The organism is Neorhizobium descurainiae, assembly GCF_051400715.1.
GTDB lineage: Bacteria > Pseudomonadota > Alphaproteobacteria > Rhizobiales > Rhizobiaceae > Neorhizobium.
In genome coordinates, this window is the sequence record NZ_JBLFFK010000014.1 from 68,920 (window position 1) to 85,474 (window position 16,555).

Sequence of the window (16,555 nt, forward strand, 5' to 3'; positions counted from 1 at the left end):
ACGCCATTCCTATATTGAAGTTCGCCCGCGCAATTTTGATACAAATCTCAACTTTGAGATTTTTCTTGCGCCCGTGAAAGTTTTGTGAAAGCTTGGCCGCTTTCCCGGGTGGGCTGGCGGTCGCAGAGGACATCGTTCCTCCGAAAACCCAATGGCTCTCCCGCTTCTAAGGCATGGAGTTTTTAGTGGCGCAATCGGAGCGGATGATCGACATTGCGGGTGTTCACAAGACATTCGTCGCAGACCATGGGACGGTGACGGCGCTGGAGCCGGTTACCATCACCATCAGGCAAGGCGAGTTCATCTCGATCGTCGGTCCTTCCGGCTGCGGCAAGTCCACCTTGCTGCGCCTTATCTCCGGCCTCGACCATGCGACCGGCGGTACGATCACGCTCGACGTCTCCGGCCGCAAGCGCCCGGTCGGTTTCGTTTTCCAGGAGCCGGTATTGCTGCCGTGGAAAACGATCCTCGACAATGTCCGTTTCCCGCTCGACACTGCCGGGGTCAGCCGCGCCGAAGGCGACAAGGTGGCGCTCGACCTCATCAAGATGGTCGGGCTTTCTGGCTTTGAAAAGGCGCTGCCGCGCCAGCTTTCCGGCGGTATGCGCCAGCGCGCGGCGATCGCCCGCTCGCTCTCCGACGATCCGCCGATCCTGCTGATGGACGAGCCCTTCTCGGCTGTAGACCTTCTTACCCGCGATACGCTGAACGACGAGCTGCTGCGCATCTGGCAGTCGACCGGTAAGACCATCCTCTTGGTCACTCACAGTGTTGAGGAGGCCGCCTACCTCGCTGACCGGGTGATGGTGATGACCGCGCGCCCCGGCAAGCTGAAATGCGTCCACGATGTCGGTCTGCCCCGCCCGCGCGGCGAGGAGACCAAGCTCGATCCGGCCTATCATGCGCTCGTCGCGCAGCTTCGCCGTGATCTTCGGACGCCGGGCGGGGAGGCGCATTGATGCGCCGGCGCCTGACCGCTTGGATCGATTACGCGCTGGCACTTGTCGTGCTTCTCGTGGCCTGGTGGTTTGCGACCGGACCGATGGCGCTGCCGACCTATCTCCTGCCGTCGCCGGTGCGCACCTGGAATGCGCTGGTGGGCATCGCCCTGACCGGCGAGCTCTGGCTGCATCTCGGGTTCACCTTGCAGAACATCATACTCGGATTGGTGCTCGGCTGCATCGCGGGGATCGCACTCGCCTACACCATGACGCGGTTCCCCAAGCTCGCGGTCTGGCTTGACGGACCGCTCGTCATTCTCCAGACGGCACCGAAGATCGCGCTTGCGCCGCTCTTCGTCGTCTGGTTCGGCTTTGGCATCATGTCGAAGATCATCCTCATCTTCTCGCTCGTCTTCTTTCCGGTCTTCATCGGCGCGATCGCCGGCTTCCGGTCTCTCGACCCGAAGATGAAGGATCTCGCAAGACTTCTGGGCCTCAGCACCGTTCAGCGCTTCCGCCAGATCGAATTGCCGTCCGCGATGCCGGAAGTCTTCGTCGGGCTGAAGATCGGCGCTGTGCAGGCGCTGGTCGGCGCCGTGCTGGCGGAGTGGATGGCCGGCAAGTTCGGGTTGGGTTACCTGATGACCTTTGCCGCGGCGACTTACAAGACGCCCCTGCTTTTCGCCGCCGTCCTGATGACCGTGGTGCTCGGCTTGGCTCTGCACGTCGCGCTCACCATCCTGGAAAACCGGCTGCTCTCCTGGAAAGGCGCCAAGAATGGCTAGGACGAGCGCTGCTTTCCCCTGGAAGAACGGTCGTCCGCCGCATCTGCCCTGCGGGCCCGGCGACATCGCCGAAAACGTGCTGACGCCTGGAGATCCCGACCGCGTGCGGCTGCTCGCCGATATGCTGGAGGACGTCACCGATTTCGGCCGCAAGCGGGAGTTCGCCCTCATCACCGGCATCTATGAGGGCCAGCGACTGACCATCTGCTCCACCGGTATCGGCGGGCCGTCCACCGAGATCGCTTTGGTCGAACTCGCAATGCTGGGCGCCAAACGTATCATCCGCATCGGTGGCATGTCGTCGCTGGTGGCGGAATACGCGACCGGCAGCTTCGTCGCGGTCGACAGCGCGATCGGCGATACCGGCACGGCGTTGACCTATCGCGCCGCCGGCGGAAAGGCCAAGGCCTCCCCGCGCATCGTTACGGGCCTCGTGGCCGCCGCCGCGCAGCTTGGGCTGGTCTGCCGTCCCGGCATGGTCGCTTCGGCCGACAGCTATTATTTCGGCCAGGACCGCCGCTATCGTCCCGTTGACGACGGAAAGGACGTGGCCGGCAGTTTCATCGATCGCTTTGAGGCTCAGGGCGCCATCGGCGTCGAGATGGAAAGCGAGATCATCATGACCGTCGGCGGGGCCATCGGCCTCGAAACCGGCTGCCTTCTTGGTGTCCATGGAAATCGCGCCACCGACGATTGGCTCGACGACTATGAGGCAACCCAGCGAAACCTTCTGCGCATCGCAGGAAGGGCATTTTCCTCCACAGAATGGGAACTCAGGAGCCAACCATGATCCAGTTTCGCGTGACGACCGCAGCCAGTCTCGTCGCTCTGTTCGCCTCGCCGCTCTTTGCCGTGACCGCCGAAGCCGCCGACAAGGTCGTGCTGCAGATCGACGGCGCTGCTGCGCCTTTCTATGCGCCGCTTTACGCAGGCGTCGAAAACGGCATTTTCGAAAAGAACGGCATCGAGGTCGAATTCATCTATGCCGCTGCCGCCGACATCCTCACCAATATCGCAGCCGGCAACGTCGATTTCGGCTTCCCGAACGGCGACGCCGTCGTTGCCGCTGCCGCCAATGGCCTGCCGGTCAAGGTCGTCCACACCACCTACCAGCGGGGGATCGGCGCGCTGCTCGCCAAGGAAGAGAGCGGCATCAAGTCCTACAAGGACCTGAAGGGCAAGAAGATCGCCGTCACCAGCCTTGCCAGCCCGAATTACCTGCAACTCCAGGTCGGCCTGCAGCAGGCGGGCCTGACGCTTGACGACGTATCGGTCGAAGTCGTCGCCACTGGCGCCATCATGCAGTCGCTGCAGGCCGGACAGGTCGATGCGATCGTCTTCTCGGAACTGCGCAAGTACAATCTTGAAGCCGACGGCACCAAGGTCACGATGATCCTGTCGAACGACTTCCTGCCGTCCTTCGGCAACGTCGTCGTCACCAGCGACAAGAAGCTTGCCGAGAATGCAGATGTCGTGAAGCGCTTCACCACCGCCGTGAGCCAGTCCTATGAGTGGGTGATCGACGGCCATATTCCGGAAGCGCTCGACATCGCACTGACGAAGTACACGCCCACCTGGCCGAAGGATCAGAAGGGCATCCTGATCGCAGCCTTCGAGCAGACCTTCGTTCCCTCCGTCTGGCAAAGCCCGCTGACCAAGGAAAAGGGCCTCGGCGCGGCAGATTTGGCCGGCTGGCAGAAGAACGCCGATATCCTGGCGCAGTACAAGGTGATCGACAGCGCCCCCAACGCGGCCGATTTCGTCGTCGATCCCGGCACCATCGGTCAGTAAGCATGATTTTGCGTGGCATAGCGGGTCTGATCGCGACCCTTGTCCTCTGGACGGCGATCGTATTCATCTTCAACGTCCCGGCGTTCCTTCTGCCCGGGCCTGTTGAGGTGTACAATCGCGTCGCCTTCCTGTTCGAGAACGCCAAGCTCACCCGGCATATCTGGGTGACGCTTTCGGAAATCATCGCGGGCTTCGTCATTGGTACCGTCGTCGGCATCCTTGCCGGTGTCGTGTTCGCGCGATTTCCCCGCATCGAACGCTTTGCCACGCCTCTGATCCTGCTCCTGCAGACCGCTCCAAAGATCGCGATCGCGCCGCTTCTTCTTCTCTGGCTTGGCATCGGCCCGGCACCGAAGATCGTGCTGATCGCGATCGTCACCTTCTTCCCCGTCATGGCGGGCATGGTCACCGGCCTGCGCTATGGGGAAGGGAGCTTCCGCGATCTCGCGGCGGTGCTGAAGCTCACCCCTTGGCAACGCTTCCGGCATATCGAACTGCCTTCGGCCCTGCCGTCCGTTCTGGCCGGCATGGCGGTCGCGACGACGCTTGCGATGACCGCGGCCGTCATCGGTGAGCTGATCGGCGCCAACGAAGGCATCGGTTATCTGCTGTCCTCCGGACAGGAGAACAGCGATACGGCGGTCGTCATCGGCATGGTCATGCTGCTGTCGCTGATCGGCTGGGCCTTCTACGAGATCATCGAATTGATCCGCCGCCGTTCGCTCGGCCGCTTTCAGCTTTCCTGAGCCGTGGCGATGGCCCGCGTTTTCCTCTGCGTTCTCGATTCCGTCGGCTGCGGCGGTGCGCCGGATGCCGCGCTCTACGGCGACGAAGGGGCAAACACGCTCCTTCATATCGCCGAGGCCTGTGATGCGGGCCGGGCGGAGGACGGCAGAAGCGGCTCCCTCAAGGTTCCGAATCTCGATGCTCTGGGATTGGGCGCGGCGATAACACTTGCTTCCGGCAAGGTCGCGCCCGGTCTTTCCGCCGTTTCCCCCATCGGTCGCTGGGGTGCCGCCCAGGAGGTTTCGGCCGGCAAGGATACCCAATCCGGCCATTGGGAACTCGCTGGCGTGCCGGTGACCCGCGACTGGCACTATTTCCCGCGCGCGATTCCCGCTTTCCCGGCCGATCCGATGGCGGAGCTGATCGCTCGCGCCGGCATTGCGGGAACGCTTGCCAATTGTCATGCCTCGGGGACGGAGGTGATCGACGCCTTCGGCCTGGAACACATCGCGACCGGCAAGCCGATCGTCTACACGTCTGCGGATAGTGTCGTACAGATCGCCGCCCATGAGACCCATTTCGGACTTGAGCGGTTGCTCGAAACCTGCCGCATCGCCGCCGAACTCTTCCATCCGCTGAATGTCGGCCGGATTATAGCAAGGCCGTTTGTGGGAGAGGCACCGGGCGGGTTCACCCGCACCGTCAATCGAAAGGATTTCGCCATCGCCCCGCCCGACGGGACCATCTGCGATCAGGTCGTGGCGGCGGGCGGCGCGGTGCATGCCGTCGGCAAGATCGATGATATCTTCGCCCATAAGAGTATTACCGACGTCTCCAAGGGCAAGGACGACATGGCGCTCTTCGACCATGTGCTTGCCTGGACGGGTAAGGCCGGGCCTGGCCATCTCGTCTTCGCCAATTTCATCGAGTTCGACAGCCTCTGGGGCCACCGGCGCAACGTCTCCGGTTATGCCCGGGCGCTTGAGGCCTTTGACGCCCGGCTGCCGGAATTGATCGGCCGCATGCGTGACGGCGATCTCCTGATCATCACGGCCGATCACGGGAACGACCCGACCTGGGCGGGCACCGACCATACCCGTGAAAGGGTGCCGGTGCTGGTGGCCGGGCCCGGCATAGAACCGGCAGAGCTAGGCATCATCCCGTTTGCCGGGGTGGCGGAGATGGTAGCCTCGCATCTCGCCCTCTCGAAATGATGCCTCGCCTTTTGGAAGCCACCTCAAGGTTCGCAGATTCCGGTGATCTCCGGTGTGAAGGCGATGATCTTCGGCTGCTCGCCCTCCGGTTCGGCGATCGCCTTGCATGCCAGTTTCGCCGCGGCCTCGCCCATCACCCGGCGCGGTGAGCGTGACGTCGCGATTCTGGCCGGCAGGGCACTGGCGAGGTCGAGGCCGTTGAAGCCGACGATCAGAATTTTTTCCGGAATCGAAAGGCCAAGCTCCATGCAGGCAAACAAGCCGCCGGCCGCCATGTCGTCGTTGGAATAATAAACGCAATCGAGATTCGGATCCGCGGTCAGTATGGCGGTCGTCAGCCGCTTGCCGAGAGTGATCGACGAGAAGGCGTCGTCGGCCTGCTGCTGCATGAAATACAGGCCGTTTTCCCTGAGCACGCGTTCGAAGCCTGCCTTCCGCTTGGCGGCTCGGGTATCGCGGTCCAGCGCGCTGCCGACATAACCGAACCGCCGCCGGCCGGCGGCAAGCAGCGCCCTTGCCATGTCCTCGCCGGCCTTGCCGTGGGAAAGCCCTACGTTGAAGTCGATCGGCGTGCCGTCGAGATCCATGATCTGGATGACCGGAATGGTGGCGTTTTGCAGCATCCTCACCGTGTCCTCGGGCTGGTCGAGGCCGGTGATGATGATGGCGGCGGGTTGCCAGGAGAGTATATCGCGGATGATGTTTCGCTCCTTTGCCAGATCGTAGTCGGATATGCCGAACACCGCCTGCATGCCCGAACCTTCGAGCCCGACAGAAATGCCCGTCAGAACCTCCGGGAAGACGATGTTCGACATGCTGGGAACGACGACGGCGACGAGATTGGTTCGCTGCAAGGAGAGCGAAAGTGCCAGTCGATTACCGACATAGCTTAGCCTCTCGGCCGCCAGCAGAACTTTTTCGCGGGTGTCCTTCGAGACGTCCGGCGTGCCGCGGAGCGCCCGCGAGGCGGTCATCTTGCTGACGCCGGCGGCCGCGGCAACCTCTTCCAGAGTGGATTTGCGCATCCCCAAGAATCCCCCCGATCATGCCGCGGTGTAAGCTCGCACCGACGCAGTCATAAGCCGATTGCGGATGAAGTCAAACTGCCGACCCTTGACATTTATCACAAGAATAAGGCTTGTTACCGATACCGGTATCGGTAACAGCCGGATTGAGACTTGTGTGGCGCCTAGGGAGGAAGAGCCGTGCAGGACGTGAGGAGAGCAGCGGTCATCGGCCTCGGCTCGATGGGATGGGGTGCTGCCCTGTCTCTTCTGAGGGCGGATTTTTCCGTTGCCGGATGCGATGTTCGGACGGACGTGCTGCAGCGCTTTGCGGAAGCGGGCGGAAAGCCCTGCACCACGCCGGCCAAGGCTGCAGAGGCGACCGAAGCGATTTTGATCTTCGTCGTGAACAGCAAGCAGGCCGAGGACGTGCTCTTCGGCTCCCAGGGGGCTCTGGAGACAGCCGTTCCCGGTACGGTTTTCCTGCTCTGCACCACAATGGCGCCCAGTGCCGCCATCTCGATCGCTGAGCGGCTGGAAGCCGTCGGCATGCTGGTCATCGATGCGCCGGTTTCCGGCGGCCATCTGAAGGCTTTGTCGGGCTTATGGGTTCGGGTTCCGACGAAGCTTTCGAGCGGGCTAAGGCTGCACTCGAGGCCGTTTCAGCCAAGGTTTTCCGGCTGGGCGACCGGCCCGGCCCCGGCTCGCAGGTCAAGATGATCAATCAGCTGCTCGCCGGCGTGCATATCGCCGCTGCGGCCGAGGCCATGACGCTCGCGGCCAAGACCGGTATCGACCTAAAGACACTGTATGACGTGCTGTGCGTTTCGGCCGGCTCGTCCTGGATGTTCGAAAATCGCGCCGAGCACATCGTCTCGGGCGATTATACGCCCCGCTCGGCTGTCAACATCTTCGTCAAGGATCTCGGCATCGTGACGTCCGAGGCGGGCAGGACCGGCGCCGTCACGCCGCTTGCGGCCACCGCGTTCAACCTCTTCAAGGAAGCCGCGGAAGCGGGCCTTGGTCTCGAAGACGATGCGGCGGTGGCCAAGATCCTCGCCCGCAAGAGCGGCGCCATCCTGCCGGGCATGGAAGAGCGGACCTGATGGCAACAGTGCTCGGCTGCATGGCGGACGATATTGCCGGCGTCATCGATCTTGCGCAGAGCCGCGCGGTGGCGCGTCTGCATTCCGGCCATTCCATGGCGCTGCTGCTCCCGCCGGGCATCGACCTGCACAAAATGCTGTCATCGCGCGGCGTGGTGCAGAGCGAGCGGCTCGTCCGCACCTACGACGTGGAGTGGGACTGAGATGCTGCTTTTTTCCGCCAATCTCGGTTTCCTATGGCAGGAACTGCCGCTTCCGGATGCGATCCGTACGGCCAAGGCAGCGGGTTTCGACGCGGTCGAATGCCACTATCCCTACGACGTGCCGGTCGAGGCGGTGCGAACGGCGCTTTCGGAAACCGGCCTTTCCATGCTCGGCATCAACACGATCTGCGGCGATGTGGCGGCCGGCGACAACGGGCTCGCGGCGGTGCCGGGGCGCGAGAACGAGGCCCGCCGGGCGATCGAACAGGCGATCGGCTATGCGCGAGCCATCGGAGCGCCCAACGTGCATGTCATGGCCGGCAAGGCCGCGGGCGAGGCGGCGCGGACGACCTACATGGCCAACCTGCGCCATGCCAGCGCGCTTGCGGCGAAGGCGGGGATCACCATTCTGATCGAGCCGCTGAACCGTCGCGATGCGCCGGGTTATTTCCTGCAGACGTCCGAACAGGCGCTGGAGATCATCGAGGCGGTCGGCGTGCCGAACATCAAACTAATGTTCGATTGCTACCACCTGCAGATCATGCAAGGTGACTTGACCCGCAGGTTGCAAACGTATCTGAATTCGATCGGGCACATCCAGATCGCGTCGGTTCCGGATCGGCGGGAACCGGACCATGGAGAGATCGACTACCGCTATATCCTGCGTCTCTTGGAACAGCTGGGCTACGACCGCCCCATAGGAGCCGAGTACCGGCCGGCCACGTCCACCGAGGCGGGTTTGCAGTGGTTGAAAGATTATCGGTGAAGGAGAAGACTGCGTCATGCTTGGCGTGACGGCTGCGAGGATTTCAAACGGGATTGAACTCTGATGCGGCATCGAGTCCATCTCGACGAAAGAGGACTGACGGCGGGAGGAGAAGCCGACATGCATGTGATGATTTTGGGTGCGGCCGGCATGATCGGCCGCAAGCTGGTCGAAAGGATTGCCAGCGAGCCTGGGGCGCTCGGCGGCGCGATCAGCCGCCTGACGCTGGTGGACGCCTTTCAGCCGCCGGTGCCTGAGCCGCTCCGGCCCGTATCGACGGCGCTCACGATCGATCTTGCCCGGGGCGGCGCCGCCGAAAAGCTGATCGAAACCCGTCCGGACCTGATCTTTCATCTCGCAGCCATCGTCTCCGGTGAGGCGGAGGCTGATTTCGACCGGGGTTACGCGGTCAATCTCGACGGTACCCGGGCGCTGTTCGACGCGATCCGCCAGCAGGGGCTGAAGTCCGCCTATGTGCCACGCGTGATCTTCGCATCCTCCATCGCCGTGTTCGGTACGCCCTTTCCGGAAGTCATCCCGGACGAGTTCTTCACCACGCCGCTGACGAGCTACGGCACCCAGAAGGCGATCGCCGAACTGTTGCTCGCCGATTATTCCCGCCGCGGCGTTTTCGATGGCATCGGCATTCGCCTGCCGACGATTTGCGTGCGCCCCGGGGCGCCGAACAAGGCGGCGTCCGGCTTCTTCTCCAATATCCTGCGCGAGCCGCTGGTCGGCAGGCAGGCGGTGCTGCCGGTCAATGACAGCGTGCGGCACTGGTTCGCGAGCCCGCGCTCGGCGGTCGGCTTCTTCGTGCACGCGGCGACGCTCGACACGGCGAAGATCGGGCCGCGGCGCAACCTCACCATGCCTGGCCTTTCGGCGCTGGTTTCCGAAGAGATCGAGGCACTGCGCCGGATCGCGGGCGACAAGGCTGTCGCGCTCATCAGGCGCGAACCCGATCCTGTGATCGAGCGCATCGTCGCCGGCTGGCCGACGCAGTTCGATGCGGGCAGAGCGTCTTCGCTGGGCTTCAAGGCCGAGACGAGCTTCGACGCAATCCTGCAGGTGCATATCGAGGATGAACTTGGCGGGAGGATTGCATGAGCGCTGCGTCTTCGAACGGCGAGGGCAAGATCGCGCTGGTGACCGGCGGCGGCAGCGGCGTCGGCCGCGCCATCGCCAAGGCGCTCGGCGCTGCCGGTTTCCGCGTGGTGATCTCCGGGCGTCGGTCGGACGTGCTCGATAAGGCCGCAGCCGAACTCGGCACCGAAACCGGCGCGGAAGTTCTCGCTGTGCCCGCCGATGTCGGCGACCCGGCCGCGGTGAAGGTGCTGTTCGATACAATCTCAACGAGGTACGGACGGCTCGACCTCCTGGTCAACAATGCCGGTATCAACGTGCCGAATGTGCCGATGGAGGAGGTTTCCTTCGAGCACTGGAACGCGATCGTCTCCGCCAATTTGACCGGCGCCTTCCTTTGCACCCAGCAGGCGTTCCGGCTGATGAAGAGCCAGGCCCCGCGCGGCGGCCGCATCATCAACAACGGTTCGGTGTCGGCGACCACCCCACGTCCGAACACGGCGCCTTACACGGCGACCAAGCACGCGATCACCGGCCTGACAAAATCGACGGCGCTGGATGGACGCGATTTCGACATCGCCTGCGGCCAGATCGATATCGGCAACGCCTCGACCGACATGACGACGACGATTGCGGCCGGCGTCATGCAGGCGAATGGAACGCTTGCGGCGGAAGCGACGATCGATGCGGCCCATATCGCCGACGCGGTCGTCTACATGGCAAGCCTGCCGCTCGGCGCCAACGTGCTGACGATGACGGTCATGGCCACCAAGATGCCCTTCGTCGGGCGCGGATAAACGGCGGTTTTCCGCCGGCAGCAAAAACGGGAATAGGAATACACAAGCGTGTAGTGCTCGATATCTGGGAGGAGGAGTATGGCAGGCGTTCAATTCGCGGATGTGCGGAAATCGTTCGGTGCGTTTCCGGTCATCAAGGGCGTGAACATCGATATTGCCGACGGGGAATTCGTGATCCTGGTCGGCCCCTCCGGCTGCGGCAAATCCACGCTTCTGCGGATGCTGGCGGGACTGGAGAACATTTCCGGTGGCGAGATCAAGATCGGTGGGCGGGTCGTCAACACGCTGCCGCCCAAGGATCGCGACATCGCCATGGTGTTCCAGAACTATGCGCTCTACCCGCATATGACGGTGCAGCAGAACATGGGCTTTTCGCTGATGCTGAACAAGGCGCCGAAGGCGGAAGCTGAAAAGCGGGTGAAATATGCCGCCGGCATCCTTGGCCTCGACAAGCTGCTCGACCGCTATCCGCGTCAGCTTTCCGGCGGCCAGCGGCAGCGTGTCGCCATGGGCCGGGCGATCGTGCGCGATCCGGAAGTCTTCCTGTTCGACGAGCCGCTTTCGAACCTCGATGCGAAGCTGCGGGTAGCCATGCGCGCCGAGATCAAGGAACTGCACCAGCGCCTGAAGACGACGACGGTCTACGTCACCCACGATCAGATCGAGGCGATGACCATGGCCGACAAGATCGTCGTCATGCATGACGGTGTCGTCGAGCAGATCGGCACGCCGCTGGAGCTCTACGACGAGCCGGCCAATCTCTTCGTCGGCGGCTTCATCGGCTCGCCGGCCATGAACATGATCAAGGGCAGGCTCGATCCCGAAAACCCCACGCGTTTCGTCACGACGGACGGTACGGCGCTGCCGGTCGCCAATCCGCCGAAAAGCGCCAAGGGCCGCGAGCTCGTCTATGGGCTTCGCCCGGAATACATGGCGCTCGCCGCCGACGGCCTGCCCGGTGAAATCGTGGTGATCGAGCCGACCGGCTACGAGACGCATCTCACCCTCAGGCTTGGCGGCAGCGACATCAGCTGCGTCTTCCGGGACCGCGTCAATGCGCGGCCGGGCGAAACCGTGCGCGTCGCGATCGACGCCTCGCATGTCCATCTCTTCGATGCCGAAACCGGCCGGAGATTGACAGACTGATGCCGTCCGGCGGCTTTCGCGGGAGAGGAGGAGACCTCCCGCGCGAACCGCCGGTCGACATGCATCCGTTTCAAGGATGCAAGGACCGCCGTTCACCAAGCGGGAGGTGGATGCCGGAAAGTTCGCTCCCGCTTTTTCGAAGAGGAGGAATATCATGATGATCAAGAGACGTGACCTGCTTGCCGCATCTGCAACCGCAGCAGGTATTGCGGGCCTCGGAATTCGCCCCTCGTTTGCCCAGGCCGAGCCGGCCTATAAGCCGGAAAGCGGCGCGAGCCTGAGGCTTCTGCGCTGGACGCCCTTCGTCAAGGGCGACGAGGACGCTTGGCTTGCCAACACCAAGAAATTCACCGACGCCACCGGCGTGCAGGTCCGCATCGACAAGGAAAGCTGGGAGGACATCCGTCCGAAGGCCGCCGTTGCGGCAAATGTCGGCTCCGGCCCGGACCTCGTCATGTGCTGGTTCGACGATGCACACCAGTATCCGGACAAGCTGGTCGATCTGACCGAGCTCGCCAACTATCTCGGTGGCAAGTACGGCGGTTGGTATGACGGTGTGAAGGGTTATGCCGCCCGCGGCGATCAGTTCATTGCCATGCCGCTTGCGGCGATCGGCAACGCCGTCGTCTATCGCGACAGCCATGTGAAGGCCGCCGGTTTCAGCGAATTCCCGAAGGATACCGCAGGCCTGCTCGAACTTTGCAAGGCGATGAAGGCCAAGGGCACGCCAGCCGGTTTCCCACACGGCAAGGCGGTCGGCGACGGCAACAACTATGCCCATTGGCTGCTCTGGAGCCACGGCGGCAAGATGGTCGACGAAAGCGGCAAGGTGACGATCAACAGCCCCGAGACGCTCGCCTCGATCAACTATGCGAAGGAGCTCTATGCGACCTTCATTCCGGGTACGGAAAGCTGGCAGGACGTCAACAACAATCGCGCCTTCCTCGCCGGCCAGGTGTCGCTGATCGCCAATGGCGTATCCGTCTATTATACCGCGAAGGGGGATCCGAAGCTCGCCGAGATCGCCAAGGACATCCGCACGACGAATTTCCCGATCGGTCCCGTCGGCAGGAGCGTCGAGCTGCATCAGACGAGCTCGCTCCTGCTCTTCAAGCACACCAAATATCCGGAAGCGGCGAAGGCCTATATCAAATTCATGATGGAAGCCGACCAGATGAATGCGTGGCTTCAGGGCTCCAGCGCCTATTGCTGCCAGCCTCTCAAGGAATTCGCCAAGAACCCGATCTGGACCGCCGATCCGATCCATGCGCCCTATGCGCGCGCCTCCGAAACGTTGCGTCCGAACGGTTACGCCGGCCCGCTCGGCTATGCCTCGGCGGCCACCATGGCCGACTACGTGCTGGTCGACATGTATGCCGCAGCCGTCACCGGTCAGTCCTCGCCGGAAGACGCCATGAAGGAAGCCGAGCGCCGGGCGAACCGCTACTATCGGGTTTGACTACGCGCCAAGACGAAGCGGCATGCCGGGTTTTCGGCGTGCCGCAGTCCTTACGGCTTCAAATGCAATCTGGAGATAAGCTATGTCGACGGTGAATTCCGGGGATACGCGCGGCCCGGTCTCTTTGCTCCTGCAGAACAACAACGTGCTCGGCTTTCTGTTCATGCTGCCGGCGGCGGTGTTCCTGGTCTGCTTCCTCACCTATCCGCTGGGTCTCGGCGTCTGGCTTGGCTTCACCGACACCCGCATCGGCCGCGACGGCATCTTCATCGGGCTGGAAAACTACGAGTTCCTGATGGACGACGCCGTCTTCTGGCTGTCGGTCTTCAACACCATCCTCTACACCTTCGTCGCCTCCGTGCTGAAATTTGTGCTCGGCCTTTGGCTGGCGCTGCTCTTGAACCAGCACCTGCCGTTCAAATCCTTTTTCCGGGCGATCGTGCTGCTTCCCTGGGTCGTGCCGACGGTGCTTTCCGGCCTGGCGTTCTGGTGGATCTACGATTCCCAGTTCTCGATCGTCTCATGGTCGCTGATGGAGCTTGGCCTTATCGACGGACCGATCAACTTTCTTGGCGATCCGACGAATGCGCGAATTTCGGTGATCATAGCCAATGTCTGGCGCGGCATTCCTTTCGTCGCGATCTCGCTGCTCGCCGGTCTGCAAACGATTCCCGCATCGTTGCAGGAAGCCGCCTCGCTCGACGGCGCCACGAGCTGGCAGCGTTTCCGTTATGTAACGCTGCCGATGCTGACGCCGATCATCGCCGTGGTGATGACCTTCTCGGTGCTCTTCACCTTCACGGATTTCCAGCTCATCTACGTGCTGACCAAGGGCGGCCCGGTCAATGCCACGCATCTGATGGCGACGCTGTCCTTCCAGCGCGGCATTCCCGGCGGCCAGCTCGGCGAGGGTGCGGCGATCGCGGTCGCCATGGTGCCCTTCCTGCTCGGCGCGATCATGTTCAGCTTCTTCGGCCTGCAGCGCCGCAAATGGCAGCAGGGCGGCCAGGATTGAGGGAAAAGCAATGTCGACAAACTCCAATGCCGCGGACCAAGTCCTGACCGACAACGCCGAAGGCATGAGCTATCTCAACCGCCTGCCGCGGCGGATCGTGATGCTCTATCTGCCGATGGCGGTCTTCGTCTTCGTGCTGCTCTTCCCGTTCTACTGGATGGCGATCACCGCCGTGAAGCCGAACGAGCAGCTGACCGATTACTCCAATTACAGCCCGTTCTGGGTGGTGGGGCCGACGCTCGCGCATATCAAGTACCTGTTCCTCGAGACGTCCTACCCGGGCTGGCTGTGGAACACGATGCTGGTGGCGGTCTGCTCCACCTTCCTGTCCTTGCTGGCTTCGGTCTTCGGCGCCTATGCGATCGAGCGCGTGCGCTTCACCGGTTCCCGCCCGATCGGCCTGGTGATCTTCCTCGCCTACCTCGTGCCGCCGTCGATCCTGTTCATTCCGCTCGCCTTCATCGTCTTCAAGCTCGGGATCTACGACTCGCGACTGGCGCTGATCTTCACCTACCCGACCTTCCTCATTCCCTTCTGCACCTGGCTGCTGATGGGTTATTTCCGCTCGATCCCGTTCGAGCTTGAGGAAAGCGCACTGGTGGACGGTGCCAACCGCTGGCAGATCCTCACCAAGATCATCCTGCCTCTGGCAGTCCCTGGCCTGATCTCGGCCGGCATCTTCGCTTTCACGCTGTCGTGGAACGAGTTCATCTATGCGCTCACTTTCATCCAGTCCTCGGAAAACAAGACGATTCCGGTCGGCGTGCTGACGGAACTGGTGCGCGGCGACGTGTTCGAATGGGGATCGTTGATGGCGGGCGCGCTGTTCGGCTCGCTGCCGGTCGTCATCCTCTACTCGTTCTTCGTCGATTATTACGTGTCTTCGATGACCGGCGCGGTGAAGGAGTAGAGCCCCCGCCGCGTCAGCCCGCAACCGCAAGATCGCCAAGGCGATCGCGCCGCGATGTGGCGTCGCTGTAGGAATTTTGATTTTTTTATGGACATCTGAATTGCGGCACCTTAAAACGCCTCTGTCTTCGCCACGGAAATGTTCTGCTCACGGCAGCTTCAAGCATTTCCTATGTTCAGCCACGTCTCTCTCGCCGGATCAACCCGGAAATGTGAGGGAGATACAGAAACGCTAGCTGATGGCGCGCCTGCCGCCGTCGAAGAAATCACACAATACTCGCAACTTGGGGGATTATACTCCCTTGTCGCCGAGTCGTAACTAAAGGAGAGTGCCTCCGCTATTGAGCCGAGGCTACATTCAAATGGTTTTTGCGACTGAAAACGATCTCTCGGCGCAGCCGACTTCGACCAAGATCAGTATCAAGAACGTCTACAAAGTCTTTGGCGAACGACCTCAAAAGGCGCTCGATCTCTTAAGCCAGGGCAAAAGCAAATCTGACATCCGCGCCGCAACCGGCTGTTCGATCGGTGTCGACAATGCCAGTTTCGACATCAAGGCCGGCGAGATTTTCGTCATCATGGGCCTTTCCGGCTCCGGAAAATCCACGCTCCTGCGCCTTCTCAACCGGTTGATCGAGCCGACCTCCGGTTCCATCGAGATCGATGGCAGAGATATCACCCGCATGCCGCGGCGCGAGCTGATCGAACTGCGCCGGCGTGACATCAGCATGGTTTTCCAGTCCTTCGCGCTGCTGCCGAACAGAAATGTCCTCAACAACGCCGCATTCGGCCTGGAGGTCGCCGGCGTCGGGGAGGTCGAGCGGAAGGAAAAGGCGCTCGCAGCCTTGAAGGCCGTCGGCCTCGACGGTTATAGCGAGAGCCGTCCCGATGAGCTGTCGGGCGGCATGAAGCAGCGGGTGGGACTGGCGCGCGCGCTCGCCAGCGAGCCGACGATCCTGCTGATGGACGAGGCTTTCTCTGCCCTCGACCCCTTGATCCGCACGGAAATGCAGGACGAGCTGGTCCGCCTCCAGGCAGAACACAGCCGCACGATCGTCTTCGTCAGTCATGACCTCGACGAGGCCATGCGCATCGGCGATCGCATCTGCATCATGCAGAACGGTCATGTCGTTCAGGTCGGAACCCCGGACGAGATCGTCCTCAATCCGGCGAACGATTATGTCCGGTCATTCTTCCGTAACGTCGATGTTTCCCGGGTATTCAGGGCAGGGGACATAGCCCGCAAGACGCAGGTCACGCTTATCGAACGGCAGGGGGTCTCGGCCGCCGCAGCCCTGGAGCGGATGAAGAATTTCGACCGGGAATTCGCGATCATCGTCGGCCGCGACAAAGCCTATCATGGCATCGTCAGCCAAGCATCGCTGGTCGAGAAAGTTCGCGCGAAGGTCGCCGATCCTTATCGGAACGCCTTTTTGTCGGAAGTGGAGCCGATCCTCGCCAGCGAACCGCTGTCGAACGTTCTCGGCAGGGTTGCCGGTAGTTCCTGGCCCGTGCCCGTGATCGATGATGAAAACCGCTATGTCGGTTCCATCAGCAAGTCGGCTCTCCTCGAGACGCTTGATCGCGCAAGCTGATTTTCAACAACGGAT

General features: G+C 62.3%; 18 protein-coding genes. 17 read left to right on the top strand and 1 reads right to left on the bottom strand.

Features of this window, described 5'->3' with window-relative positions:
* The first annotated feature begins 185 nt into the window (after positions 1-185).
* The 6 genes from ACMGE0_RS21810 to ACMGE0_RS21835 are packed head-to-tail and all read left to right on the top strand — an operon-like array spanning position 186 to position 5,457.
* Entirely contained in the window at positions 186-959 is a 774-nt protein-coding gene (locus tag ACMGE0_RS21810) for an ABC transporter ATP-binding protein (RefSeq protein WP_436817982.1), read from the top strand.
* Positions 959-1,726: an ABC transporter permease gene (locus ACMGE0_RS21815; RefSeq protein ID WP_436817983.1), complete on the top strand. Its 768-nt coding sequence runs from the start codon at positions 959-961 to the stop codon at positions 1,724-1,726. Before ACMGE0_RS21810 ends, ACMGE0_RS21815 begins: the two co-directional genes overlap by 1 nt.
* On the top strand, positions 1,719-2,516 hold the full coding sequence (locus tag ACMGE0_RS21820) for a nucleoside phosphorylase (RefSeq protein ID WP_436817984.1): 798 nt from the start codon (positions 1,719-1,721) through the stop codon (positions 2,514-2,516). Before ACMGE0_RS21815 ends, ACMGE0_RS21820 begins: the two co-directional genes overlap by 8 nt.
* Positions 2,513-3,517 (top strand): ABC transporter substrate-binding protein, encoded by a 1,005-nt coding sequence (locus ACMGE0_RS21825; protein ID WP_436817985.1) that lies wholly within the window; start codon positions 2,513-2,515, stop codon positions 3,515-3,517. Before ACMGE0_RS21820 ends, ACMGE0_RS21825 begins: the two co-directional genes overlap by 4 nt.
* A 2-nt stretch (positions 3,518-3,519) precedes the next feature.
* Entirely contained in the window at positions 3,520-4,263 is a 744-nt protein-coding gene (locus tag ACMGE0_RS21830; RefSeq protein ID WP_436817986.1) for an ABC transporter permease, read from the top strand.
* A gap of 9 nt (positions 4,264-4,272) precedes the next feature.
* Entirely contained in the window at positions 4,273-5,457 is a 1,185-nt protein-coding gene (locus ACMGE0_RS21835) for a phosphopentomutase (RefSeq protein WP_436817987.1), read from the top strand.
* A gap of 23 nt (positions 5,458-5,480) precedes the next feature.
* Here ACMGE0_RS21835 and ACMGE0_RS21840 read toward each other — a convergent pair whose 3' ends face one another.
* Positions 5,481-6,482 (bottom strand): LacI family DNA-binding transcriptional regulator, encoded by a 1,002-nt coding sequence (locus ACMGE0_RS21840; RefSeq protein ID WP_436817988.1) that lies wholly within the window; start codon positions 6,480-6,482, stop codon positions 5,481-5,483.
* Positions 6,483-6,662: 180 nt separating this feature from the next.
* Between ACMGE0_RS21840 and ACMGE0_RS21845 the strand changes: the two genes are divergently transcribed.
* The 11 genes from ACMGE0_RS21845 to proV all read left to right on the top strand — a co-directional run bounded on the left by ACMGE0_RS21845 (position 6,663) and on the right by proV (position 16,540).
* Positions 6,663-7,181 (top strand): NAD(P)-dependent oxidoreductase, encoded by a 519-nt coding sequence (locus ACMGE0_RS21845; RefSeq protein WP_436817989.1) that lies wholly within the window; start codon positions 6,663-6,665, stop codon positions 7,179-7,181.
* The gene (locus ACMGE0_RS21850) at positions 7,178-7,567 is read left to right on the top strand and encodes an NAD-binding protein (RefSeq protein WP_436817990.1); all 390 of its coding nucleotides are present in this window, start codon (positions 7,178-7,180) and stop codon (positions 7,565-7,567) included. The genes ACMGE0_RS21845 and ACMGE0_RS21850 overlap by 4 nt, the downstream gene beginning before the upstream one ends.
* Positions 7,567-7,770, top strand: coding sequence for a hypothetical protein (locus ACMGE0_RS21855; protein WP_436817991.1), 204 nt, complete (start codon positions 7,567-7,569; stop codon positions 7,768-7,770). The genes ACMGE0_RS21850 and ACMGE0_RS21855 overlap by 1 nt, the downstream gene beginning before the upstream one ends.
* A 1-nt stretch (position 7,771) precedes the next feature.
* Positions 7,772-8,536 carry a hydroxypyruvate isomerase family protein gene (locus ACMGE0_RS21860; RefSeq protein ID WP_436817992.1) on the top strand — a complete coding sequence of 255 codons (765 nt, stop codon included), beginning with the start codon at positions 7,772-7,774 and terminating at the stop codon, positions 8,534-8,536.
* Between the two features lie 120 nt (positions 8,537-8,656).
* A complete protein-coding gene (denD, locus tag ACMGE0_RS21865) occupies positions 8,657-9,643 on the top strand; it encodes a D-erythronate dehydrogenase (RefSeq protein ID WP_436817993.1) in 987 nt (328 codons plus the stop codon).
* Positions 9,640-10,416, top strand: coding sequence for an SDR family oxidoreductase (locus ACMGE0_RS21870; RefSeq protein ID WP_436817994.1), 777 nt, complete (start codon positions 9,640-9,642; stop codon positions 10,414-10,416). The genes denD and ACMGE0_RS21870 overlap by 4 nt, the downstream gene beginning before the upstream one ends.
* 78 nt (positions 10,417-10,494) lie before the next feature.
* Entirely contained in the window at positions 10,495-11,562 is a 1,068-nt protein-coding gene (locus ACMGE0_RS21875) for an ABC transporter ATP-binding protein (RefSeq protein ID WP_436817995.1), read from the top strand.
* A 154-nt stretch (positions 11,563-11,716) separates the two neighbouring features.
* A complete protein-coding gene (locus ACMGE0_RS21880) occupies positions 11,717-13,021 on the top strand; it encodes an ABC transporter substrate-binding protein (protein ID WP_436817996.1) in 1,305 nt (434 codons plus the stop codon).
* 82 nt (positions 13,022-13,103) lie between these two features.
* Complete coding sequence (locus ACMGE0_RS21885; RefSeq protein WP_436817997.1) at positions 13,104-14,036, top strand: carbohydrate ABC transporter permease; 933 nt, start codon at positions 13,104-13,106, stop codon at positions 14,034-14,036.
* Positions 14,037-14,046: 10 nt separating this feature from the next.
* Complete coding sequence (locus ACMGE0_RS21890; protein ID WP_436817998.1) at positions 14,047-14,946, top strand: carbohydrate ABC transporter permease; 900 nt, start codon at positions 14,047-14,049, stop codon at positions 14,944-14,946.
* 361 nt (positions 14,947-15,307) lie between these two features.
* Entirely contained in the window at positions 15,308-16,540 is a 1,233-nt protein-coding gene (gene proV / locus ACMGE0_RS21895) for a glycine betaine/L-proline ABC transporter ATP-binding protein ProV (protein WP_436817999.1), read from the top strand.
* Positions 16,541-16,555 lie beyond the last annotated feature (15 nt).